24 protein-coding genes are annotated in these 22,173 nt (G+C 69.8%); 16 read left to right on the top strand and 8 right to left on the bottom strand.

What is annotated here, in order from left to right:
- Positions 1-16 precede the first annotated feature (16 nt).
- Complete coding sequence (locus GIY23_RS19285; RefSeq protein ID WP_154077949.1) at positions 17-607, bottom strand: TetR/AcrR family transcriptional regulator; 591 nt, start codon at positions 605-607, stop codon at positions 17-19.
- Between the two features lie 75 nt (positions 608-682).
- On the opposite strand from GIY23_RS19285, the gene GIY23_RS19280 reads away from it, so the two are divergent.
- The 3 genes from GIY23_RS19280 to GIY23_RS19270 are packed head-to-tail and all read left to right on the top strand — an operon-like array spanning position 683 to position 2,527.
- Entirely contained in the window at positions 683-889 is a 207-nt protein-coding gene (locus GIY23_RS19280; protein ID WP_154077948.1) for a ribbon-helix-helix domain-containing protein, read from the top strand.
- Complete coding sequence (locus GIY23_RS19275; RefSeq protein ID WP_154077947.1) at positions 886-1,284, top strand: type II toxin-antitoxin system death-on-curing family toxin; 399 nt, start codon at positions 886-888, stop codon at positions 1,282-1,284. Before GIY23_RS19280 ends, GIY23_RS19275 begins: the two co-directional genes overlap by 4 nt.
- Positions 1,285-1,333: 49 nt before the next feature.
- Positions 1,334-2,527: a glycosyltransferase gene (locus GIY23_RS19270; RefSeq protein ID WP_154077946.1), complete on the top strand. Its 1,194-nt coding sequence runs from the start codon at positions 1,334-1,336 to the stop codon at positions 2,525-2,527.
- Positions 2,528-2,594: 67 nt separating this feature from the next.
- On the opposite strand, the gene GIY23_RS19265 is transcribed toward GIY23_RS19270, so the two are convergent.
- Together GIY23_RS19265 and GIY23_RS19260 are read right to left on the bottom strand one after the other, a co-directional pair.
- On the bottom strand, positions 2,595-2,930 hold the full coding sequence (locus GIY23_RS19265; RefSeq protein ID WP_154077945.1) for a hypothetical protein: 336 nt from the start codon (positions 2,928-2,930) through the stop codon (positions 2,595-2,597).
- Between the two features lie 75 nt (positions 2,931-3,005).
- Entirely contained in the window at positions 3,006-3,458 is a 453-nt protein-coding gene (locus tag GIY23_RS19260) for a flavodoxin family protein (protein ID WP_154078984.1), read from the bottom strand.
- Between the two features lie 123 nt (positions 3,459-3,581).
- Between GIY23_RS19260 and GIY23_RS19255 the strand changes: the two genes are divergently transcribed.
- Positions 3,582-3,992 (top strand): hypothetical protein, encoded by a 411-nt coding sequence (locus GIY23_RS19255; protein ID WP_154077944.1) that lies wholly within the window; start codon positions 3,582-3,584, stop codon positions 3,990-3,992.
- A 145-nt stretch (positions 3,993-4,137) separates the two neighbouring features.
- On the opposite strand, the gene GIY23_RS19250 is transcribed toward GIY23_RS19255, so the two are convergent.
- Genes GIY23_RS19250 through GIY23_RS19240 form a run of 3 tightly spaced genes read right to left on the bottom strand, consistent with a single transcriptional unit; the run spans position 4,138 to position 8,438 of the window.
- Entirely contained in the window at positions 4,138-5,787 is a 1,650-nt protein-coding gene (locus GIY23_RS19250; RefSeq protein ID WP_154077943.1) for a phospho-sugar mutase, read from the bottom strand.
- Positions 5,784-6,599: a purine-nucleoside phosphorylase gene (locus GIY23_RS19245; RefSeq protein ID WP_154077942.1), complete on the bottom strand. Its 816-nt coding sequence runs from the start codon at positions 6,597-6,599 to the stop codon at positions 5,784-5,786. The genes GIY23_RS19250 and GIY23_RS19245 overlap by 4 nt, the downstream gene beginning before the upstream one ends.
- A gap of 57 nt (positions 6,600-6,656) precedes the next feature.
- Entirely contained in the window at positions 6,657-8,438 is a 1,782-nt protein-coding gene (locus GIY23_RS19240) for a serine/threonine-protein kinase (RefSeq protein WP_228717391.1), read from the bottom strand.
- Between the two features lie 468 nt (positions 8,439-8,906).
- Between GIY23_RS19240 and mbhE the strand changes: the two genes are divergently transcribed.
- From mbhE to GIY23_RS19190, 10 genes are all read left to right on the top strand, one after another.
- Complete coding sequence (mbhE, locus tag GIY23_RS19235; RefSeq protein WP_228717390.1) at positions 8,907-11,315, top strand: hydrogen gas-evolving membrane-bound hydrogenase subunit E; 2,409 nt, start codon at positions 8,907-8,909, stop codon at positions 11,313-11,315.
- On the top strand, positions 11,312-11,881 hold the full coding sequence (locus GIY23_RS19230) for an MnhB domain-containing protein (RefSeq protein ID WP_154077941.1): 570 nt from the start codon (positions 11,312-11,314) through the stop codon (positions 11,879-11,881). Before mbhE ends, GIY23_RS19230 begins: the two co-directional genes overlap by 4 nt.
- Complete coding sequence (locus tag GIY23_RS19225; protein WP_154077940.1) at positions 11,878-12,282, top strand: Na(+)/H(+) antiporter subunit C; 405 nt, start codon at positions 11,878-11,880, stop codon at positions 12,280-12,282. Before GIY23_RS19230 ends, GIY23_RS19225 begins: the two co-directional genes overlap by 4 nt.
- Entirely contained in the window at positions 12,279-13,814 is a 1,536-nt protein-coding gene (locus tag GIY23_RS19220; protein ID WP_154077939.1) for a Na+/H+ antiporter subunit D, read from the top strand. Before GIY23_RS19225 ends, GIY23_RS19220 begins: the two co-directional genes overlap by 4 nt.
- On the top strand, positions 13,807-14,412 hold the full coding sequence (locus GIY23_RS19215; RefSeq protein ID WP_154077938.1) for a Na+/H+ antiporter subunit E: 606 nt from the start codon (positions 13,807-13,809) through the stop codon (positions 14,410-14,412). Before GIY23_RS19220 ends, GIY23_RS19215 begins: the two co-directional genes overlap by 8 nt.
- Before the next feature lie 2 nt (positions 14,413-14,414).
- Positions 14,415-14,681, top strand: a complete 267-nt coding sequence (locus GIY23_RS19210) for a monovalent cation/H+ antiporter complex subunit F (protein WP_154078981.1) — start codon at positions 14,415-14,417, stop codon at positions 14,679-14,681.
- The gene (mnhG, locus tag GIY23_RS19205; protein WP_154077937.1) at positions 14,678-15,019 is read left to right on the top strand and encodes a monovalent cation/H(+) antiporter subunit G; all 342 of its coding nucleotides are present in this window, start codon (positions 14,678-14,680) and stop codon (positions 15,017-15,019) included. Before GIY23_RS19210 ends, mnhG begins: the two co-directional genes overlap by 4 nt.
- Positions 15,020-15,149: 130 nt before the next feature.
- Entirely contained in the window at positions 15,150-15,464 is a 315-nt protein-coding gene (locus tag GIY23_RS19200) for a hypothetical protein (RefSeq protein WP_154077936.1), read from the top strand.
- Between the two features lie 516 nt (positions 15,465-15,980).
- Positions 15,981-17,204: a M20 family metallopeptidase gene (locus GIY23_RS19195; RefSeq protein WP_154078980.1), complete on the top strand. Its 1,224-nt coding sequence runs from the start codon at positions 15,981-15,983 to the stop codon at positions 17,202-17,204.
- Positions 17,205-17,434: 230 nt separating this feature from the next.
- Positions 17,435-18,682 (top strand): amidohydrolase, encoded by a 1,248-nt coding sequence (locus GIY23_RS19190; protein WP_154078979.1) that lies wholly within the window; start codon positions 17,435-17,437, stop codon positions 18,680-18,682.
- 98 nt (positions 18,683-18,780) lie between these two features.
- Here GIY23_RS19190 and GIY23_RS19185 read toward each other — a convergent pair whose 3' ends face one another.
- Entirely contained in the window at positions 18,781-19,299 is a 519-nt protein-coding gene (locus GIY23_RS19185) for a GNAT family N-acetyltransferase (RefSeq protein ID WP_154077935.1), read from the bottom strand.
- A gap of 107 nt (positions 19,300-19,406) precedes the next feature.
- On the opposite strand from GIY23_RS19185, the gene GIY23_RS19180 reads away from it, so the two are divergent.
- Positions 19,407-20,081: a hypothetical protein gene (locus tag GIY23_RS19180; protein WP_154077934.1), complete on the top strand. Its 675-nt coding sequence runs from the start codon at positions 19,407-19,409 to the stop codon at positions 20,079-20,081.
- 8 nt (positions 20,082-20,089) lie between these two features.
- Here GIY23_RS19180 and GIY23_RS19175 read toward each other — a convergent pair whose 3' ends face one another.
- Positions 20,090-20,542, bottom strand: coding sequence for a gamma-glutamylcyclotransferase family protein (locus GIY23_RS19175; protein WP_154077933.1), 453 nt, complete (start codon positions 20,540-20,542; stop codon positions 20,090-20,092).
- A 160-nt stretch (positions 20,543-20,702) separates the two neighbouring features.
- Here GIY23_RS19175 and GIY23_RS19170 point away from each other — a divergent pair, with 160 nt between their 5' ends.
- Positions 20,703-22,106, top strand: a complete 1,404-nt coding sequence (locus GIY23_RS19170) for an NAD(P)H-quinone dehydrogenase (RefSeq protein ID WP_154077932.1) — start codon at positions 20,703-20,705, stop codon at positions 22,104-22,106.
- The last annotated feature ends 67 nt before the right edge of the window (positions 22,107-22,173 follow it).

Raw genomic sequence — 22,173 nt, 5'->3', positions numbered from 1 at the left:
CACCGTGGCGAGGCGGTCAGTTGAGCCAGCCGGCCATCCCGTTGACCAGGGCTCGTTCGTAGAGCGCGTCGGTGTCCACGTCCGGTGGGACCGAGCCGCTGAGTTCCAGGGACACCAGGCCGTGGACGAGACCCCAGGCGGACACCACGATCTCCTCAGGAGCCACGCCGACGAACAGGCCCTCGGCGGCGCCGCGTTCGACGGTGTGGCGCAGGGGGCGCATGCTGCGCCGCGCCCACGCTCGGGCCTCCTCGTCCGGCTGGAAGTCCGGGACGGCCCGATCGAACATGATCGAGTAGAAGTTCCGGTTGTCCTGCGCGCTGCTGCGGTAGGCGTTTCCGAGTGCCTGCAGGTCGTCGAGCACGTTGTCGGTCTTCGGCACCCGCTCCATTCGGTCGCCGAGGCGCCGGAATCCCTCGATGTAGAGCTCGCGCACCAACCCTGGTTTGCCGCCGAACAACGAGTACACCGCAGTCGTCGACGTACCGGACTCCGAGGCGAGCCTGCGCAGCCCGAGCCCTTCGGGGCCGTGGTCGGACAAGAGCTGCCCCGCGCGCTCCAGCAAGCGGATGCGCAGTGCCTCGTCGTGCACCTTGGGACGTGCCATTGGGTGAAACTACCAGCGCCGGAGCCGCCGCCGGTCCTTCGTGCAGGACCGGTATCAAGGAGATACCATCGCGGTATGGCCATGACGCTTCGACTCACCGACGAGGAGAGCCGACGGCTTGCCGCTCTGGCCGTCGCCGAAGGACGATCCCAGCACGAGGTTGTCCGCAGCGCGCTGGCGGAGCGCTGGGCGCGGCAGCAGAAGGACCAGCAACTCGACGAGGTGCTGCGTCGCGTCGTGCCGCGGTATCAAGGCCTGCTGGACAAGCTCGGGCCGACGTGAGCGGCGAGTCCGCCGACACCGTCTATCTCGACACCGCCGACCTTCTGTTGCTGGCGACTGCCGTGACCAGCGGTGATCTGTTGATTCGGGACAGTGGACTGCTCGACTGCGCCGCGTACCGTCCTCGGGCCGTCGTGCTCGGCGTGACCGCGTACGAGACGGTGTGGCTCAAGGCGGCCGCGTTGCTCGACTCCGTCGTGCGCACCCGGCCGCTGGGGGAGGGGAACTGGCGTCTCGGATGGGTCGCGGCGGTGACGCTGTGCGACATGAACGGCTGGTGGATCGACGCCGACGAGGACGACGCGCTCGCTCTGGTGCGTGAGGTCGGCCGCGGCCGTGGGGAGTTGCCCGAGATCGCGGATCGACTGAAAACCTGGGCGACACCCAAACGGTGAACCCCCGTACGAGGGTTTCACCGGGTGTTCGTCTCACAGAGTGTCCGAGATGCCCGCTGCGTGGCAGTCTGTGGGTGTGGTGCCCTCGCTAGCCGCAACGCGGAACCTCCTGCTCGGCGCGGTCGCTTCGGCGTCCGTCGTGCGCGGGCTGTTGACCGTACGTCGCGCGCGGACGGCGGTGCCGCTGTCCCGCTTCACCCCCGAGTCGAGACTTCCCGCGCGCGTCTCCGTCGTGATCCCCGCACGCAACGAGGAAGCCGTCCTCGACGAATGCCTGCGCGGCGCGCGCGACCAGAACTACGGACGAACGGCACCGTCGGCGGTGCGCATCGTCGTCGTCGACGACGGCTCCACCGACGGCACCAGCCGGATCGCCGAACGGCACGCCGCGCAGGATTCGCGGGTGCAGATCGTGCGCGTCGACGGCCCCCCGCCGGGATGGACGGGCAAAGTCCACGCGATGCACGTCGGCGTGCAGGCCGTGGGCGAGCCGGAAGCGGGCGAGTGGCTGTTGTTCGTCGACGCCGACACCGTCCTCGGACCCGAACTGCTCGGCAGACTCCTGGACACCGCTGACTCCGTCGATGCCGACCTGGTGTCCACACCGGGCGGACCACCGACGAGCCACTCGTCGGCCTGGCCGCTGCTCATGCCGCCGGGACTGCAGATGATCGCGGAGAACGCCTCCCCGGACGGGCGAGGCCGCAAAGCGTTCGCGATCGGCCACTGCATTCTCATGCGCCGCTCGCACTACGAGAAGGTCGGCGGGTGGGAGGCACTCGCCGAGCGTCGCAACGAAGACGTCGCCATCGCCACCTCCGTGCGCGACCACGGCGGCACCGTACGCACGGTCGACGGGCTCGATCACGTCACCACCAGCGGCATGGACCCGTTCCGGCAGGGGTGGGGATCGTTCCGGAAGAGTTTCGTCGCCGGGACCCGAGCCTCGGTGCCGGTACTGATCGGCGGCGGTCTCGGTCAGATCGCGCTGTCGCTCGCGGCGCCCGCGGCCGTGGTCGTCGGCCTCCGCCGACGGCGAGGTCTTCTCGCTGCTGCCGGCATCGCCGGGTGGGTCGCGCAGGGCGCCGCCCACGAGAGGACTGCGCGGTTCATGCGCGCCGAACCTAGTCTCGCGCCGCTCGCGCCGCTGACGAACGCGCTGTTCGGGGGCGTGCTTCTGGACGGCGCGATCCGCGTGGTGCGCGGACAGACGGCGTGGAAAGGTCGCCGCACCCGCACGTAACGGTGGGCCCGCCGGGACAGGACGGCCCCGGCGGGCCACGACTCAACAGGGGCGACGGGCAGGCGGATCAGTTTCTGGGAGGGTGTTCCCGGTCGCGTAGCGCGACCGGCGCCCCCGCCAGGTCTTCCTCGTTGCACAGCAACTTGAGGTCGTAATACGGGGACCCGGGTCGTTCGTCGTAATCGAGGTGGACCGCGAGGACGTCGACGGGTTCGCCGAGCCATTCCTGCGTTTCGCGGAGCCACGTGGCCGACCGCTCCAAGGCGGCGGGCAGATCGTCGTCGCGGAACTCCACCGGCCGGTAGGGAACCCCGTGTACCCGGTCTTGTGTGTGACCGGGCTGCGGGAGATTCACGGAGACGCCGGAATCGTTGAGTTCCAGTTCGATCAATTCGTCACTCACCCCCGAAGGGTCTCCCACCCTGACGACACAGGCAAGCCCGCACGCAGCGACAACTCCGCTCGGTGACGTGTCGCCTCAGGGCATCAGGGAGGCCGCGGCCGTGGCGCCGAGTTCCCACGCCGCGTCGAGGTCCGCCTTGTCCGGTTCGCCGCGCAGTTCCACGGTCCGTGAGATCGGTGTCCAGCCGAGTGCGCCGGTGATCGACGTGATCGCCCGCTCCGCGCCTTCGGTTCCCTCGTTGCCGTGAATCCAACATCCGTACGGGCGGCCGGCGGTCGCATCCAAGCACGGGTAGTACACGGTGTCGAAGAAGTGCTTGAGTGCGCCGGAGATGTAGCCGAGATTCGCCGGAGTGCCGAGCAGGTAACCGTCGGCGTCGAGCACGTCCGGCACGGTCGCCGCCAGCGCGGGCTTGCGCACCACCGTGACGTCCTCGATCTCGTCGGTCGTGGCGCCCTCGACGACCTTCTCGAACAACGCCTGCGTTCCCGGTGACGGGGTGTGGTGAACGATCAGCAATGTCGGCACCTCGTCAGCCTCGCGGTGATCGTCCACGCCCGCAAGGGGCCGCGAAGGGGTGACGCCGTCTCGCGAGGACGCCGCGATGGGCTCACGATCGGTGCAGGTCGTCTCCTCGCGGGGGTGGTGACGATGCGAGACCCGGACGAGTGGCGTGCCCGCCACGTGCACTGGCACGTCTATATGGAAGCTCGCGCGTCGTTGGGACTGACCGTCAGCGGCCGGGATACCCGGCTGCGACAGGAGCCGGATCTCGTGCTCACCTCTCCGGACGACGTCGCCGACTGGATCGCCGGCATGACCAGTGAGCACGCGCACCGTCGGCACGTTCGGATGATCGGTTCCGAGTGCGAGTGGGGAGAGGTCGGCGACGATTCCCACATCGACCACGACCTCACCCGGAACCTGGAGATCGCCTGCCGCGGGGACAGCATCTACGCCGACTTCGAGCGCGAGAACGACCGCTTGCACCTGTGGCTCGAGGCCGTCACTCCGGAGGAGTGCCACGAGCACTCCGCCCAACCGAGCGAGGTCACCCCGTAAGCGGGCGTGCGGGGTGATCTGTGTGTGCCGTTCTGTGGCGGAAAGCCAGCTCGCGGCTGGATGCGGGAGCGTCCACGCGGCCTCTCTGTGGACAACTCGCCACCCTGTGGACAGCCGGGTGGCAAATTCGCGCGAATTTGCCACCTCAGGGGGCGAGGAGGGTGGCGAGTTCTTGGCGGAGGGTGGTGAGGCGGTCGGTGGCCGTGCGGGTGGCGGAGTCGAGGCCGTACTCGTCGACGTCGGCCCGGACCTCCAGATAGCACTTGAGTTTCGGTTCCGTGCCGGACGGCCGGACGACGACCCGCAGGCCCTCGCCCTCGTAGACGAGGATGTCGTTGGCGGGTAACAAGTCGCGCGTCGTGACGGGCGTTCCGGCGAGACGGGTCGGCGGGTCCGCGCGGAGCTTGCCGGTGGTGCGGTCGATGACGTCGAGGTCGGTGACCCGCAGCGACACCTGGTCCGTGAGGTGCACGCCGTGTTCGACCGCGAGCGCGTCCAGCAGCCCGGCGAGGGTGCGTCCGCTCGAGGCCGCGAGGTCACAGGCCAGCACCGCCGCCGAGATGCCGTCCTTGTCCCGGACGTGGTCGGGGTCGACGCAGTGGCCGAGCGCTTCCTCGTAGGCGTAGACGAGGCCGGTGCCCGCGCCGTCGCCGGCGCGCATCAGCCATTTGAACCCGGTGAGCGTCTCGGCGTACCGGACGTCGTAGGCCGCCGCGACCGACCCCAGCATCGTCGACGAGACGAGCGTGGTCGCCACCAACGGATCCGGGTGCATCGAACGGTCCACCCCGGAGAGCACGTGGTCGCCGAGCAGGACGCCGGTCTCGTCGCCGCGCAGCATCCGCCACCGTCGGTCGTGGCCCGGGATCCCGAGCGCGCACCGATCGGCGTCGGGGTCCAGCGCGACCGCCAGGTCCGCGCCGACCTCCGAGGCCAACGCCAGCAGTTCGTCGGTGGCTCCCGGCTCTTCCGGGTTGGGGAATCCGACCGTCGGGAAGTCGGGATCCGGGTCGGCTTGCGAGGCGACGAGGTGCACGTCGTGGAATCCGGCCCGCTTCAGCGCGGCGACCAGCGTCTCGGCTCCGACGCCGTGCAGCGCCGTGGCCGCCACCCGGAGTTCACGGGCGGAACCGTGCGGCAGCTGTTCGATGCGGTCGAGGTAGTCGGTCACGGCGGCGTGGTGCACGGTCCACGACGCCGAGCTCGGCACGGTGTTCGCCGCTCCCACGGCTTCGATGGCGGCTTCGATCTCGCGGTCGGCGGGAGAGACGAGCTGGGCTCCCGCGTCGAGGTAGACCTTGTAGCCGTTGTCCTGCGGGGGGTTGTGCGAGGCCGTGACTTGCACTCCGGCCACGGCGTCCAGGGCGCGGACGGCGAAGGCGAGCACCGGGGTCGGCAGCGGCTCCGGGAGCATCCGCACGTCGAATCCGGCCGCGGCGAGCACTCCTGCCGTGTCCTCGGCGAAGTCGGCGGAGCCGTGTCGCGCGTCGCGACCGACCACGACGACCCCGCCGCCGCGGCCCTGAGCCTGCAACCACGACGCCAGTCCCGCCGTCGTCCGCACGACGACGGCGCGGTTCATGCCGTTCGGCCCCGCGCGCACGGGACCGCGCAGGCCTGCGGTGCCGAACGCCAGTGGACCGGCCATCCGGTCCGTGAGGTCGGCGATCGCGTCGGTCGAGCCGGCCTGGGCCTCGCCCAGCACGGCGTGCAGCTCGGCCTTCGCATCCGTGGACACGTCGTCGCCGATCCACCGGTACGCCGCGTCGCGGACCGCCGGGTCGAGCGTCGTCACGACCGCTCCACGAGTTCCTTGAGCAGCGTGCCCATGCGGGTGGCGGCGGCCTTGCCCGCATCGAGTACTTCCTGGTGGTTCAGCGGCTCTCCGGTGACGCCCGCCGCCAGGTTCGTCACCAGCGACAGCCCGAACACCTCGGTGCCTTCCGCCCGGGCGGCGATCGCCTCGGGCACCGTCGACATGCCCACGAGGTCCGCGCCGAGTGTGCGCAGCATGCGGATCTCGGCTGGGGTTTCGAAGTGCGGCCCCGGCATGGCCGCGTACACGCCTTCCTCTAGGGAGGAGTCGATGTCCTTGGCGATCGCGCGCAGCCGCGGCGAGTACAGGTCGGTGAGGTCCACGAAGTTGGCGCCGACCAACGGCGAACGCGTGGTCATGTTCAGGTGATCGCTGATCAGCACTGGCTGTCCGACGGACATGCCTTCACGGAGACCACCCGCCGCGTTGGTGAGCACTACGGACCCGCACCCGGCGGCGGCGATCGTGCGCACTCCGTGCACCACCGGGTCGAGTCCGCGGCCCTCGTAGCCGTGGGTGCGTCCGAGCAGCACGAGGACCTTCTTGTCCGCCATGGTCATCGACCAGATCTTGCCGCTGTGGCCGATCGCGCTCGGTGCCTCGAATCCGGCGAGGTCGGCCATGTCGACCTCGCTGTCGGGGGTGCCGAACTCCTCGGCGGCCGGCTGCCAGCCGGAGCCGAGGACCACTGCCAGGTCGTGCTTGCGCACCCCGGTCCGCTCGGCCAGCGACGTGGCGGCGGCTTCGGCGAGTGCGTTCGGGTCCTGCGGAGAAGTCGTCGAAGGCGTCACGGGCCGTGAGCCTAGACGAGGCCCTGTCCCTGTGCGCCGACCCCGCGCGGGCCGGTGTCAGCTCTGCGGCTCGAAGCTGTCGACGACCGCGCCGAACAGGTCCGGAGCCCGCCCGTCGGCGTCCGCGGAGTCGGCGGGGACCGTGAGCCGGATCGTCCACAGGTCACCGTCGCGCGGGATGAGCTGCAGCGACGTCAGCCTGCGCAGCTCGGCGTTCGAGTCCTGGCCGAGGGCACGCTGCACCGTCTCGAACACCACCCGGTGCTCGTTCTCCCCACTGGTCGGGTCGGCGTCGCCGACCGCCGCGTCCGAGATGACCTCGACGTCGCCGTTCGCGCCCGCGGCGCGTTCCTGCAACACGTCCCGGTAGTCGTCGATGTCGTACCCGTCGGTGAAGTAGCCGCCGAACCGTTCGACGGCGATCTCCTCGCGGCCGTCCGGGGAGACGAAGTGCACCGTCATGCTGTCCGCAGGGGCGTCGTCGCGTTGTCCCTTGAATTGTGTCCAGCCCTCCGGGACTCGTGCGGTGAACGTGCCCGCATCGCTGTCGGACTCGTGGCGGGCGGTCTCGGTGACCGGCGCGAGTCGTACCTCGGGTGGTGGCGGCGGAGCCGGTGCCGGAGGTGGTGTGGGCAGCAACGGCTCCCCGGCGAGCGTGCGGCTGGCCGCGAACCCGCCCACGGCGGCTGCCGTGAACAGCAGCAGCGCGGCGAGCGCCGTCGCGATCACCGCCAGCACCTGCCGACCCCGCCCGCGCGTGGGTGCGCGCGGTTCGAACGGCAGCGGGCCCGGGTCGGCTGCCAGCGGAACCGGCTCCGCCTCACGGGGCTCGGGGTCCTGCTTGCGCCCCTCACCGCGACCGGGCACCGCTACGGGTGCGCCGGGCGTCATCGGTTCTTGGGTGCGCATGAGCGCGAACGGACGTGTTTCGTCCGGAGGCAACAGCGGTCCGAGTCGCCTGCGTACCTCGTCCAACGGCATCCGTGCCGCCGGGTCCTTCGCCAGCAGGCCGCTGATCACCTCGCCGACGGGACCGGGGTACGTCGTCGCCGGAACCGGGTCGTGCACGATCGCCGTCACCGTCGTCAGCGGGTCGTCGTCGGTGTCGTACGGCGGGTGGCCCTCGGCGGCGGCGAACAGGGTGGCCCCGAGCCCCCACCGGTCGGCGGCCTCGGTGAGCTGGTCGCCGGTGGCGACCTCCGGCGCGAGGAACGCCGGCGTGCCGAGCATGATGCCGGTGCGGGTGATCGTGGAGTCCGCGACGTTGCGGGAGATCCCGAAATCGCTGAGCTTGATCCGGCCGTCGTCGCTGATCAGCACGTTGCCGGGTTTGACGTCGCGGTGAATGATCCCGCCGCGGTGTGCCGCCTGCAGCGCGGCCGCGACCGAGTCGGCGATCGTGGCCAGCTGGGTCTCGTCGAGCGCGCCGTGCTCGCGGAGCACCGTCGCCAGACTCTGCGACGGCAGCATCTCCATCACGACGAACGGCACGCTGTTCTCCCGTGCGACGTCGTAGAGGACGAGGACGTTCGGATGGCTGACCACGGCGATGGCGCGCGCCTCGCGCAGAGTCCGTTCCTGCAGCTCGTCGGCCTCGCGGTCCGGCAGGCCCGGTGGCAGCAGCACCTCTTTGACCGCGACCGGGCGGCGCAACAGCTCGTCGGTACCCGACCACACGACGCCCATCGCACCACCGCCGATGCGCGGGCCGAGCCGGTAACGTCCGCCGATCAGCCTGCCTGCGCCCTCCGCGGCCGTGCTGTCCTGCGTGGCGGCCGACCCGGGATCGGTGGGTTCGGATCGGCGCCCAGTAGGATCTGGTGAGGACGTGTCGGACACGGTGCCATTGTCCACGGCCGAGCCCTCCGCGAGTACGGGAATCGGCGGGCAGCGAGCAGCGCCGGGCGGGAGACGAGTTCGCGCGGGGCGGCGCAGCGGGTGGCCGCGCCGCGACGTGCGGAGCGAACACTGTTACGGGAAGTGAACTTCCCCACTCGCAGTGATCATCACCGGCCCTTCGCGAGTGAGCGGAAGGCCATGGTAATGCAACACAAAAGTGCCTTTCACCGGCCACGACCCCGGGTGGTGACGATCATCGAAGAGGGTGTGTGGTCCGGACGATTCGGATAGGTTGGTCCCCGATCGGATCGGACAGGGCGTCGCCGAAGGGCGATGCCCGGGATCCGAGGATCCCGGTGTGGTCCCTCGCGACGGTCGTACTCGGTGGTCAAGGTCGACGTGGTCGGCCGCACCGGGGCCGAACGGTGAAATGACTGTGCCCGGACGGTCCCGGAAGGTGTCGAGGAGGTGCCGTTGCTCGCGTTGGTCGCTCTGCACCTGCTCGGTGCGATCCTGCTGCCCACCGTAGCGGTGCGCAACACGCGCGCCGCGTTCTTGGTGGCCGCGGTGCTGCCCGCGGTGGGGTTCGGCTGGATCGTGATGCGGCTTCCGGCGGTTCTGGGCGGGCAACCGATCGACGAGACACTCGCCTGGGCACCGCGCCTCGGACTCGAATTCAGTTTCCGGCTGGACCCGCTCGCGGTCGTCATGGGTTTGCTGGTCACCGGGATCGGTGCGCTCGTACTGGTCTACTCGGCGTACTACTTCGGCCGCGGCAGCGGCGACGCACGCAGGTCTGCCCCGCTGCTGCTGGCGTTCGCGGGCGCGATGCTCGGACTGGTCCTCGTCGACGACCTCATCGCCCTGTACGTCTTCTGGGAACTCACCACCATCTGCTCGTTCCTGCTCGTCGGGCAGGCCGGGATCAGCAGGGAGTCCCGTCGCGCGGCGCTGCAGGCGCTGCTGCTGACTACGCTCGGCGGGCTCGCGATGCTGCTCGGCTTCGTCGTGCTCGGCGAAACCGCGGGGACCTACCGGATCTCCGAGCTGCTGGCCGCACCGCCGTCCGGGCCCCCGGTCGTGGTGGCCGGGGTGCTGACCCTGGTCGGCGCGTTCACCAAGTCCGCGCAGATCCCGTTCCACAACTGGCTGCCCGCCGCGATGGTGGCGCCGACCCCGATCAGTGCCTACCTGCACGCCGCGTCGATGGTGAAGGCCGGTGTGTTCCTGATCGCCCGCCTGGGACCGATCTTCGTCGGCGTGGCGGCGTGGACGGTGCCCTCCGTCGTGCTCGGGCTGCTCACCATGATCGTGTGCGGTTGGCGTGCGCTGCGCGAATACGACCTGAAGAAGCTGCTCGCCTACGGCACGGTCAGCCAGCTCGGGTTCCTCGTCGTACTCCAGGGCGCGGAAACCTACGTCACGATCGTCGCCGGGCTGACGATGCTGCTCGCGCACGGGCTGTTCAAGGCGACGTTGTTCCTGGTCGTGGGCATCATCGACCACCAGACCGGCACCCGTGACGTGCGCGAACTCTCCGGTCTCGGCAAGCGGATGCCGGTGCTCGCCACGATCGCCGGACTCGCGGCGGCGTCCATGGCCGGCGTGCCGCCGATGCTGGGCTTCGTCGGTAAGGAAGCCGCGTTCGAGGCGTTCACCGAAGGCGGTCCGCTCGACCAGGTCGTCGGGGTCGGACTGCTCGTCGGCTCCGTGTTCACCGTGGCCTACAGCTTGCGGCTGATGTGGGGCGCGTTCGCGACCAAGCCGGGCATCGATGCCACGGAGGCGTCGTCGCCGACGTGGTGGCTCACGATTCCCGCGCTCGTCCCGGCCCTGTTCGGGCTGGTGCTCGGGCCCGCGAGTCCGCTCGTCGACTCGCTCGTGGGGCCCTACGCGGCGCGTTTCGACGTCGACGACCCGACGTACTACCTCGCGCTCTGGCACGGGTTCAACCTGCCGTTGCTGTACTCGCTCATCGCGCTGGTCGGCGGCATCCTCGTCCACCGCAGCACCACACGTCTGATCGAGGCGCGCGAGAGCTACCCGGAGAACCCCGACTTCCTCAACGCCCAGCGCGGTTACGAGCGGATCATGGCGCTGCTGGAACGTACCGCCGTCGCCGTCACCGGTCGTACCCAGGCCGGTTCGCTGCCGACCTACGTCGGGATCATCCTGCTCACGGTGTTGGCCATCCCCGGCGTCGCCTTGCTGGCCGGGGCCGAGATCCCGACCGACGCGCCGCTGTGGCACCACCCGCTGCAGGTGCCGCTCGCGATCGCGGTCCTCGTCGCCGTCGTCGGGGTGGTGCGTGCCCAGCGGCGCCTCACCGCAGTGCTCATGGTCGGCTTCATCGGCTACGGCATCGGCGGCCTGTTCATCGTCGACGGCGGGCCGGACCTCGCGCTCGCGCAGTTCCTCGTCGAGACCCTGACGCTGGTCGCGTTCGTGTTCGTGCTGCGCAGGTTGCCGATCCGGTTCAGTCAGTCGGACACCGCCAGCCGGGTGCTGCGGGGTCAGAAGATGCTCGTCGCCGTCGCGGGCGGAGTGTTCGTCGCGGCCGCCGCGATGATCTTCAGCAGCGCACGTCAGGCACCGCCGGTCGCGAGTCAGGAGTTCATCGCCCGCGCCGAGGACGGAGCAGGCGCCACCAACATCGTCAACGCGATCCTCGTGGACTTCCGCGCCTTCGACACGGTCGGTGAGATCGCGGTCCTGTCGGTCGCCGCCACCGGCGTGGCCAGCCTGATCATCGCCTCCCGGTTCGAGCGTCGCCGCGAAGCGATCCGACGCAAGCCCGCCTCCGACGACATCACCGATCCGGCCGATGCCGTGCCGGAGCCCAAGGTCACCCCCTACGAGCAGGAGGTGCGCGAATGACCAGCGTCGACAAGCAGCAACCGGACCCGGAACCGCAGGTCACCTCGTGGTCCGGATGGGACGCACCGAGCGAACGCTGGCTGCTGTCCGGATTCCCGCGCGACGGGCGGGAACGGGCCGTGTTGCTCGAACTCGCGGCCCGCATCGTGTTCCCCACGGTCATCGTGTTCTCGCTGTACCTGCTCTTCGCCGGCCACGACCGTCCCGGCGGCGGCTTCAGCGGCGGTCTCGTCGCCAGCCAGGCCTTCGTGCTCCGTTACCTGGCGGGCGGGCGCATGGACGACAGCGCGCGAGTGTCGATGCGGCCGCCGGTGCTCATCGGCCTCGGGCTGGCGATCGCCGTCGTCACCGGCTTCCTGCCGCTGCTGTTCGGCGGGACCGTGCTGGAAAGCGAGATCCTCAAGTTCGCAGTGCCGGTGCTCGGCGAAATCAAGCTCGTCACCAGCATTTTCCTCGACATCGGTGTCTATCTGCTCATCGTCGGCGCTGTCCTGGACCTGCTGCGCACCCTCGGCTCCGGGATCGAGGCGGACGCGGCCGCCGCGGAACGGGAGGGCATGCGATGACCGTCAACGTGACGATGGCGCTGGTCCTGGCCGGCCTGTACTCCGCGGGCTTCTACCTGATCATGCAGCGCTCCCTGATGCGGATCCTGATCGGCACGGTGATCCTCGGCCACGGCGCGAACCTGCTCCTGCAGCTCGCCGGCGGGCCACCGGGCCGTGCGCCGCTGCTCGGCGACACCCCGCCGGAGTCGATGACGGACCCGTTGCCGCAGGCGATGGCGCTCACCGCGATCGTCATCACCTTCGCGCTCACCACGTTCCTGCTCGCACTGGCCTACCGCTCGTGGTTGCTGCTCGGTGACGACGAGGTCCGCGACGACGTCGAGGACCGCCGCATCCGCAGGCTCGAACGCAGGCTCGCCGAATCCGAGGACGACGCCGAGACGGAGGCGACCACATGACCGCGCTCGTGGCCGTTCCGGTCCTGCTGCCGCTGCTGGCAGCCGGACTGTCACTGGCGCTCGGCCGGTTCGCCGACGTGCAGCGGGCGATCGGGCTCGTCGTGCTCGGCTGGATCATCGTCAACGCGGTGATCCTGCTTCTCGTCGCCGACCGCACCGGCCCGATCGTGCTGCAGCTGGGGGACTGGGCGGCACCGGCCGGCATCAGTCTCGTCGCCGACCGGTTGTCGTCACTGCTGTTGCTCGTCTCCGCGCTGGTGACCTTCGCGGTGCTGGTCTACTCCATCGGCCAGCGGATCACCGACTACGGCCGGGGTGTCTCGAGCACGACGTTCCACCCGATGTATCTGGTGCTGTGCTCGGGGGTCTCGCTGGCCTACCTCACCGGCGACCTGTTCAACCTGTTCGTCGCCTTCGAGCTGATGCTCTCCTCGTCGTACGTGCTCATCACGCGACGCAGCACCGCGGAGCGGATCCGCGCGGGAATGACGTACGTGATCGTCAGCCTCGTCTCGTCGCTGCTGTTCATCACGATGATCGCGTTGGTGTACGCCTCGACCGGCACGGTGAACATGGCCGACCTCGGGGTCAAGGTCGCCGCTCTGCCGGAGGGTCTGCAGACCGCACTCGGCCTGCTCGTGGTCATCGTCTTCGGCGTGAAGTCGGCGATGGTGCCGCTGCACTTCTGGCTCCCGGACAGTTACCCGACGGCGCCCGCACCGGTGACGGCCGTGTTCGCGGGCCTGCTCACCAAGGTCGGCGTGTACGCGCTGATCCGGACTCAGACGCTGGTGTTCACCCACGAGGCGAGCTGGTATCTGATGCTCGGGATCGCGCTGACCACGATGATCATCGGTGCGCTCGGGGCGCTGGCGCAGAACGACCTCAACCGGATGTTGTCGTTCCTGCTCGTCAGTCACATCGGGTACATGCTCTTCGGGCTCGGCGTCTACGACGGTGCCGGGCTGACCGGCGTGATCCTCTACGTCGTCCACCACATCACCGTGCAGGCGACGTTGTTCCTTGTCAGCGGGCTGATCACCCGGCACACGGGCACGGTGGCGCTGAGCCGGATGGGCGGGCTGTCCAAGGCCGCCCCGCTGATCGCGGTGCTGTTCGCGGTGCCTGCGTTGACGTTGGCCGGGGTGCCTCCGTTCTCGGGCTTCATCGCGAAGCTGGCGTTGCTGCAGGCGGGCGTCAACGCGGGGACCTGGGCGGCCTACGTCGTCACCGGCGGCGCGGTGCTGACCAGCTTGCTCACGCTGTACGCGATGGCCCGCGTGTGGACCCGCGCCTTCTGGGGCCAGGTCAAGGCGCCCGAGGGCGACCCGGATCCCCAGGACGAGCTCGTCGTCGGGACCGGGACGACCTCGAAGCCGATGGTGCTGGCCACCGGGGTGCTGGTGGCGGCGAGCGTGATGATCGCGGTGCTGGCCGGCCCGCTCGCCGACGTCAGTGCCCGTGCTGCCGAGGACCTCATGCACGGCGAGGCGTACCGCACGGCCGTCCTGGGAGGTGGTTCCGGTGGCTGAGCAGGTCGTGAGCAAACGCAGGCCGATCCGGCGGATCGTCAGGAGGCTGCCGCTGGTCGGCTGGCTCACGCTGGTCTGGGTCCTGCTGTGGGGCACGATCGACGTCGGCACCGTGTTCTTCGGGCTGCTCGTCGGCGTTCTGGTGAGCCTGGTCTTCCCGGTCCCGCCGATCGACACCAACATCGTCCTGCGTCCGTGGAGTCTGCTGCGGCTGGCTCTGTACCTGGCCTACGACCTGGTGAGCTCGACGATCCGGGTGTCCTGGCAGTCGGTGCGGTACGGGCCGAGGACGACGGCGTCCATCGTCGCGGTGCGGACGATGACCGACTCCGACCACCTGACCGCGATGACCGCGAACGCCCTGTCGATGGCACCGGGCAGGTTCGTGATGCAGATCGACCGGGCGAACCGGATCTGTTACGTGTACGCGCTCGCCACCAGTGACGTGGAAGCGGTTCGCCGGGAGTTCCACGCGCTCGAGCGCCGGGTCGTGCGCGCGGTCGGCGCACAGTCGGATCTCGTGCGGTGCGCCGTTCCGGAAGAGGCGGTGCCGGGCACGCCCGCGACGGACTCGGCATCGGAAGGCGGTCGGCAATGACGATGTCAGCGGTGTACGTCCTGGTGTTCGGCCTGCTGTGTGTCGCGGCCCTGATGGTGCTCGCACGGTTGATGCTCGGCCGGACCACATTGGACCGGATCGTGGCGCTCGACGTGTTCGTGACGCTGATCGTGGGCGGCACCTGCGTGGGGATGGCGGCACAGCAGGACGGGTCGAACGTGGCGTTGCTCGCGGCGTTCGCCTTGTTGGCGTTCATCGGTTCGGTGAGCGCGGCCCGCCTCGTCGAGAAGAAGGAGCCGTACCGATGAGCTGGGACGAGATTCTCGCCGCGATCCTGATGATCACGGGCGCGGTGTCGTGCGTGTTCGGTGCGATCGGTCTCGTGACGTTCCCCGACGTGACCTCGCGGCTGCAGGCGGCGACGAAGCCGCAGACGCTGGGCCTGATCCTGATTCTGCTGGGCACGGCGGTGGAGCTGGAGTTCCGGTACGCGACGGGGCTGTTGCTGGTCGCGCTGTTGCAGCTGCTGACGGCGCCGATCCTGGCGCAGCTCGTCGGGCGAGCGGCCTATCGCTCGGACAGCATCCGCAGGGACAGGCTGGTCGTCGACGAGCTCACGGAACGGTTGCAGTCGGAGCGGCGCTGAGCCGATCCGTGACGGTGTTCCGGCGGTCCTCCCGCGCGGTCACCGACTATGATCAAATGAACCGGTACGGGTGACGATCACTCGTGTGATCAGCGGTTCGGCGCCGGAGCGGAAGGGTGGCCCAGCGATCATGCGCAGAACGGTCTCGACGGTCACGGCTCTGGCCGCGGCGTGTTTCCTGCTGGTGGGGCCGCAGGCGGAGCAGCCCGAGGCCGTCGCGGAGCCGGTCGTGTCGCGGGTGGTCGTCGCGCAGCAGCCGCCACCCGAGCCCGGACCCGAGCCGGCGCCGGAGGTGGATCTGCCCAAGGACGACGCTCCGGAAATGCCGTCGCAGGATCGTTTGACGGTGGGCATCGTGGGTTTGGTGCTCATCGCGTTGGTGTTGTTGACGCGACGGTTGCGTGGGAAGCCGACCTTTTTCGTGAAGTTCTCCGGAAAGAAGTGAGCACGGAACGCGCCCCGCTCCGTTGTGTCGAAATGCGTTCTACGAATTGTCGCCACGGGTCTGGACCTCGAGCCGAACCTGTGGGATTTTCACAACCGAACACGATGTGGTGAGCGTGAGCGAGCATCACCACGCATGACCACTAGGGAACCGCGACGCCCAAGAATGTGAAGCTTCAACCGAAACTTCACGCGACACGGCGGCTGCGGATCCCGATCGGGCGTGGCCCCACAGACGTGGGCCGGCACCGGGAAGCCCCCCGACCGGTGCCGGCCCACACCCTTTCCACACCCCGCAGCCGCGCACCTGTCGCTCGAGCCTGTTGACCACCCGAGCCGAACAACGCGCGTCCATTCGGCGCAGCACACGCTCCGGTGGGCAGCACGACCGGACGGAACGCCGCTCGCCGCGCCCGCATGGTGCAAGATGCGGGGGGTCATGAGTAACGTGCCCGCACCCCGCTCCGGAGGGGATCCCGACCGGCCCGATCCGGAACCCGGCACCGAGCGGTCCGGCCTGGTCGCCACGTGCCACGCGGCGGTGCATCGGCATCGCGAGACACTCCTCGCGCTCGCGCACAGTTTGCACGCCGAACCCGAAGTCTCCTTCGCCGAGTACCGCAGTGCCGCGAAGATCACGGAACTGCTCGCCGACCAGGGTTTCCGCGTGCAGGCGCCGGTCGCCGGACTCGACACGGCTTTCGTGGCCGAGAAGGGCGAAGGCGACCTCGTCGTCGGACTGTGCGCCGAGTACGACGCGTTGCCCGAGGTCGGCCACGCGTGTGGGCACAACATCATCGCCGCGTCCTCGGTGGGAGCGGCCCTCGCACTCGCCGAGGTCGCCGACGAACTCGGGCTCCGGGTGCGGGTGCTCGGGACACCGGCCGAGGAGACCGGCGGAGGCAAGATCGTGATGCTTCGTGCGGGCCTGTTCGACGAGGTCGCACTCGCGGCGATGGTGCATCCGGCCCCGGAGGATGTGTGCCGCCCGTCGTCGCTGGCGATCGTCGACCTCGAAGTGCGCTACACGGGACGTGCTTCGCACGCGGCCTCCGCTCCTGAGTTGGGGGTCAACGCCGCCGACGCTCTGACCGTCGCGCAAGTGGCGATCGGACTGGCGCGTCAACACCTCGAACCGCAACAGATGGTGCACGGTATCGTGACGGAGGGTGGCGCGGCGCCGAACATCGTTCCCGCGCACACCTCGGCGGTGTTCAACCTTCGTGCCGCCGGAACACAGTCGTTGCAGCGCCTGGAGAACCGTATCCGCGCCTGTTTCGACGCCGGGGCCGTGGCCACCGGGTGTACGTGCGAGGTCACCCTCGTCTCGCCGGTCTACACCGAACTCGACGCCGACCCGTGGCTGGTCGAGGCGTACCGGTCGGCGATCTCCGAGACCGAGCGGACGCCGGTGACTCGTGCCGAGGAGCGCACCCGCACTTTCGGCAGCACGGACATGGGAAACGTGACCAGGGAACTGCCCGCGATTCACCCGCTGATCGCGGTGGACTGCGGTGACGCGGTGAACCACCAGGCGGAGTTCGCCACGGCGTGCGCCTCGGAGTCGGGCGAACAGGCTGTGCTGGACGGCGCGCGAGCGCTGGCGGAGACGGTCCTCGCCGCGGCCACCGACCCGGACCAGCGGGACAGGTTGACCGCATCGGTCCAGCGCCGGGGTTCGCAGCGACGGCATCCCTCGGCCCGCCCGCCGGAACTCGGGACGGACGAGTCCGGGCAGTGAAGAGTCGAGCCGCGTGTTGTTCGGCGAACCGAAATCGCGGTGTGCAGAACAGTCGTGCGGGTCGACCGCGCGGGATTCGGAGGATGGACGTGACGGTGGTGGATTCTCGCGAGCCGGAGCCGGGACGCCCGCGTGGCGGGGTTGCGGCGCGCCCGGACTGGGACGAGGCGGAGCGGGCCGAACGCGGCGCGCTCGATGTCGTCGAGCCGGAAGCGGCCACCGCGAGCACCATGTCCCTTGTGGGGTCTGATGCCGTCGGGGACGTCGATCCCGGTGCGGTGGAGGATTTCGGCGCCGGGCGCGGCCCGTCCTGGTTGGACTCGTGGCTGGCGGACAACGCCGAGCAGGTCGTCCGGTGGCGCCGCCACCTGCACGCCCACCCCGAACTGGCGCGCCGTGAGCGCGCCACGACCGACTTCCTCGTCGACGAGCTGGAGTCCGTCGGCCTCGAACCGAAGGTGCTGCCTCAGGGAACTGGCCTGATCTGCGACATCGGCCCGGAGTCGCCGCACGGTCCGCGCACCGTCGCGTTGCGGGCGGACATCGACGCGCTGCCGCTGACCGAGGCCACCGGGCTGTCCTGTTCGTCCACTGTGGATGGTGTCGCGCACGCGTGCGGGCACGACGCGCACACCGCGATCCTGCTCGCGGCCGCGAAAGCGCTGGCGAGCGCCCCGGAGCTGCCTGGACGTATTCGGCTGGTCTTCCAGCCCGCCGAGGAGGTGATGCCCGGCGGTGCGTTGGACGTGCTCGAAGCCGGGGGCCTCGACGGGGTGGAGCGGATCTTCGGCCTGCACTGCGATCCGCGGCTGCCGGTGGGCCAGATCGGCACCCGCGTCGGGCCGATCACCTCCGCGGCGGACCTGGTGGAGATCCGCCTGAACTCGCCGGGCGGTCACACCTCCCGCCCACACCTGACCGGCGATCTCGTCCACGCGCTGGGCACGGTGATCACCGGGCTGCCGACCTTGCTGTCGAGGCGGGTGGACCCGCGCACGGGGACGGTGCTGGTGTGGGGTGCCGTGCACGCGGGTGAGGCGCCGAACGCGATCCCGCAGGACGGCGTCGTCCGAGGGACGTTGCGTACCGGTGATCGTGACACCTGGGCGGAGCTGGAACCGCTGATGCACGAACTCACGTCGAGCCTGCTCGCACCGCTGGGCGTGGGCTTCGACCTGCTGCACCGGCGTGGTGTTCCGCCGGTGGTCAACGACGCGGGCAGTACCCGGCTGCTGCGCGGCGGTGTCGAGGCGGCGTTGGGCGAACGCGGGTTGACCGGCACCGTCCAGTCCTCCGGCGGAGAGGACTTCGGCTGGTACCTGGAGCACGTGCCGGGATCGTTCGGCAGGCTCGGGGTGTGGTCCGGTGAGGGTAAGCCGCTGGACCTGCACCGTCCCACGTTCGTGCTGGACGAGCGGGCCCTGTTCGTCGGCGTGCGGGTGATGGTGCATTCCGCGCTGGCCGCCTGCGTGAGCTGAGTTCGCTCGCGGCGATCACGCTCGCCGTATCGTCTGATGGCTCGATGCCGATGTGGACGACGCGGCACTGGCGCGCCTGACGAGCGCGCTGTGCATCCTCAGCCGCCGAGGTCGGCGAACGGGGCGGCGTAGCGGAACGTTCCGTGCACGGTGCCGTCGTGCGCCGTCAACGGGCGGACCTGGAAGTACGGTCCCCATGTCGGATCCGGCGGGTCGATCCGGTGCCGGGTGGAGGGAACGAAGTCGAATCTCCGGTAGTAGGCGGGGTCGCCCAGCAGTGCCACGAGCCTCTCACCGCGCGCGTCGGCGGCGGCGAGGACCGCGTGCATGAGCGCCGCGCCGACACCGCTTCCCTGGTTCGCCGGCAGCACGCCGATCGGTCCGAGTCCGAGGGCGAGGTGGCCGCCGACGTGGCCTCGCGTACACACGACGTGGCCGACGACGGTGTCGTCCTGCTCAGCCACCAGGGACAACGCCGGAATCCAGTCTTCGCACCGACGGAGCGCGTCGAGCAGCCCCACCTCGACCGGCCTCGCACCGTCGTCGCGCTCGAACGCGGCTGTGTGCACCGTTCGAACGGCGTCGATGTCCTGCGGGCGTTCCGGGCGAATCAGCACGGAGGCAGTGTCCCGGCGGTTTCACTCCGGAGCAACGGATTTGCCCGGACCGCCACGATCACTCGAAAGGGGACAATCAGAACAGGCGGTTCCGTCCTCTTCCCTGTGTGACTACGACACAGATCGCCTCCCCGTCCGCCGCCCACCCGTGCGCCGCGCTCTTCGGTGTCCTCACTCGTGAAGCAGTACGCCGCGACTCGGGTGTCGGAGCCGAGCAAGCGATGCTCGCCGATCCCGCCTGGACCGAGCTCTGGCCCGGCGTTCTCGTCCCGACGAGAGATCGCGACGATCCCCGCACACGCGCCGCCGCAGGACTTCTGCGCTGCGGTCCGCAATCCGTGCTCTGCGGGTTCACCGCCCTCGCGATGCACGGCTGCCGCAGCATCGACAGCGCTCGCGTGCACGTGCTCGTTCCCTACGACCGTCAGCATCGATCGAGGACCGGCCTCGTGGTGCACCAAGGCTGGGTGCGAGAGGCCGAAGTGCAGGAACTCGACGGCTTACGGGTGCAGGCGCTGGACGTCGCTCTCACCGACGTCCTGTGTGCGGGTGAGTCACGTGCGGCACTGGCCTGCCTGGAGGACGCGTTCACTCTCCTCCCACCGGAGGGAGTGTCGCGCTTGCGGGCAGCGGTACGGCACCGGATCGCACAGCGTCGGGACCGGAGAGGGACGCGACAAGCGAGCGGCCTGCTCGCATTGGCTTGGGTACCCGGTTCAACCGCCGCCGACATCCTCGCGCGCCGACCACCGGTGCCGAGTGAACTCTCAGGTGCGGCGTGAGCGCCGGATCAGGGGCCGATGTTCCCGCAAGGGCGGGTCCGCAGCTTCTCGACGTAGTCGGCGGGAGCACCGGCGGCCTCCGCCGCGTCGGCCACGACACCCAGGTAGCGCGCGGACGGCAGCCCGCCCTCGTAGGCGTCCAGCACGTACATCCACGCCAGCACCGGCCCGTCCAGGGTCTGCACCCGCAGTCGCAGCTTCTTGTGCATCCCCAGTTCCGAGCCCTCCCAGCGGTCGAGCTGCCGCTCGTCCTCCGGGCTGACGTCGTAGAGCACGGTGAACACCTGCGAGCCGTCGTGCTCGACGATCGTGGCGAGTGCGCCTTCCCAGCCGTAGTCCTCGCCGCCGAAGGTCAGCCGCCAGTTCAGCAACCACCCCGTTCCGGCCATCGGGGAATGCGGGGCGCGGTCCGACATCTGGGCAGGATCCATGTTGGATCCGTAGGCGGCGTACAGCGGCACGCTCACAGCCTAACCACCGCGGCGGGTGCTGTCGGGGTGGACCGCGTCACGAGGGGGACACAGATCACTCGATCCAGCGGCACCACCCGCCCTGACCGGCGACGGCGCGGCGTACGGTTGTCGCGGCCCACAAGGTTCGAACCCCCAGGAGGAACGCGCAGTGACCCGCATCGTGATCATGGGAGGCGGGCCGGCAGGGTACGAGGCGGCCCTGGTCGCAGCGCAGCACGGCGCGGACGTGACGCTCGTCGAACCGGAAGGGCTCGGCGGCGCCTGCGTGCTCTACGACTGCGTGCCGTCGAAGACGTTCATCGCCTCGGCCGGAGCCCGATCGGCTTTCCGGGACGCCAAGGAACTCGGCATCCGCACCAAGGAGACCGACTCCGATCCGGACGTCGCCGTCGTCCACGGCAGGGTCAAGGGACTCGCCCTCGCGCAGTCGGCCGACATCCGCACGCGGGTTCGCCGCGAAGGGGTCCGCATCGTCCCCGGCCGCGCCCGGTTCACCAACGAGTCTCCCGGTCTCGCCCAGCATCAGATCGGCATCGACCTCTGCGCCGGCGGCTACGAGGAGCTCACCGCCGACGTGGTCGTGATCGGCACCGGTGCCACGCCCCGTGTTCTGCCGGGAGCCGAACCCGACGGGGTGCGGATTCTCAACTGGCGGCAGCTCTACGACCTGCCCGACCTGCCGGAACACCTCGCGGTGATCGGCTCCGGGGTCACCGGCGTCGAGTTCGCGTCGGCCTACACCGAGATGGGCGTCAAGGTGACCATGGTCTCCAGTCGCGATCGGGTGCTGCCGCACGAGGACGCCGACGCGGCCAAGGTCCTCGAAGACGTGTTCGCCGAGCGCGGCACCGCGGTCGTCCAGCACGCTCGTGCCGAGCGCATCGAACGCGTCGACGGCGGCGTGGTCGTGCACCTCGCCGACGGCCGCACCGTCGAGGCCAGCCACGCGCTGATGACCGTCGGCTCGGTGCCGAACACCGAGGACATCGGGCTCGACCGAGTGGGGATCGAGACCGATCGCAGCGGCTACATCCCGGTCGACCGTGTCTCCCGCACCTCCGTTCCCGGCGTGTACGCGTCCGGGGACTGCACGGGCCTGTTGTTGCTGGCGTCCGTCGCGGCAATGCAGGGGCGCATCGCGATGTGGCACGCACTCGGTCAGGGCGTCGCACCGATCAAGCTCAAGACGGTCGCGGCGAACATCTTCACCCATCCCGAGATCGCCACCGTCGGCATCAGCCAGCAGGCCATCGACTCCGGCGAAGTCCCGGCGCGCACGGTCACGCTGCCGCTGGCGGGCAACCCGCGTGCCAAGATGGAAGGCCTGCGGCGCGGCTTCCTCAAGGTCTTCTGCCGTCCCGCGACCGGCGTAGTCGTGGGTGGTGTCGTCGTCGCGCCGAACGCCAGTGAACTGATCCTGCCGATCGCCCTGGCGGTGCAGAATCAGATCACGGTCGACAACCTCGCCAACACCTTCTCGGTGTATCCGTCCCTGTCCGGTTCGCTCACCGAGGCGGGACGGCAGCTCATGGGCCACGACGACCTGGACTGAGCTGGTCGACGGGGGAACCGTCGCTGGTGCGGTGCCGGCGGCAGCGCGCTTCGCTGTGCTCATGCGA

Origin of the sequence: Allosaccharopolyspora coralli (assembly GCF_009664835.1) — a bacterium.
GTDB lineage: Bacteria > Actinomycetota > Actinomycetes > Mycobacteriales > Pseudonocardiaceae > Allosaccharopolyspora > Allosaccharopolyspora coralli.
The sequence above is the reverse complement of the archived record's forward strand: the minus strand, read 5'-3'. Positions and strand labels throughout refer to the sequence as shown.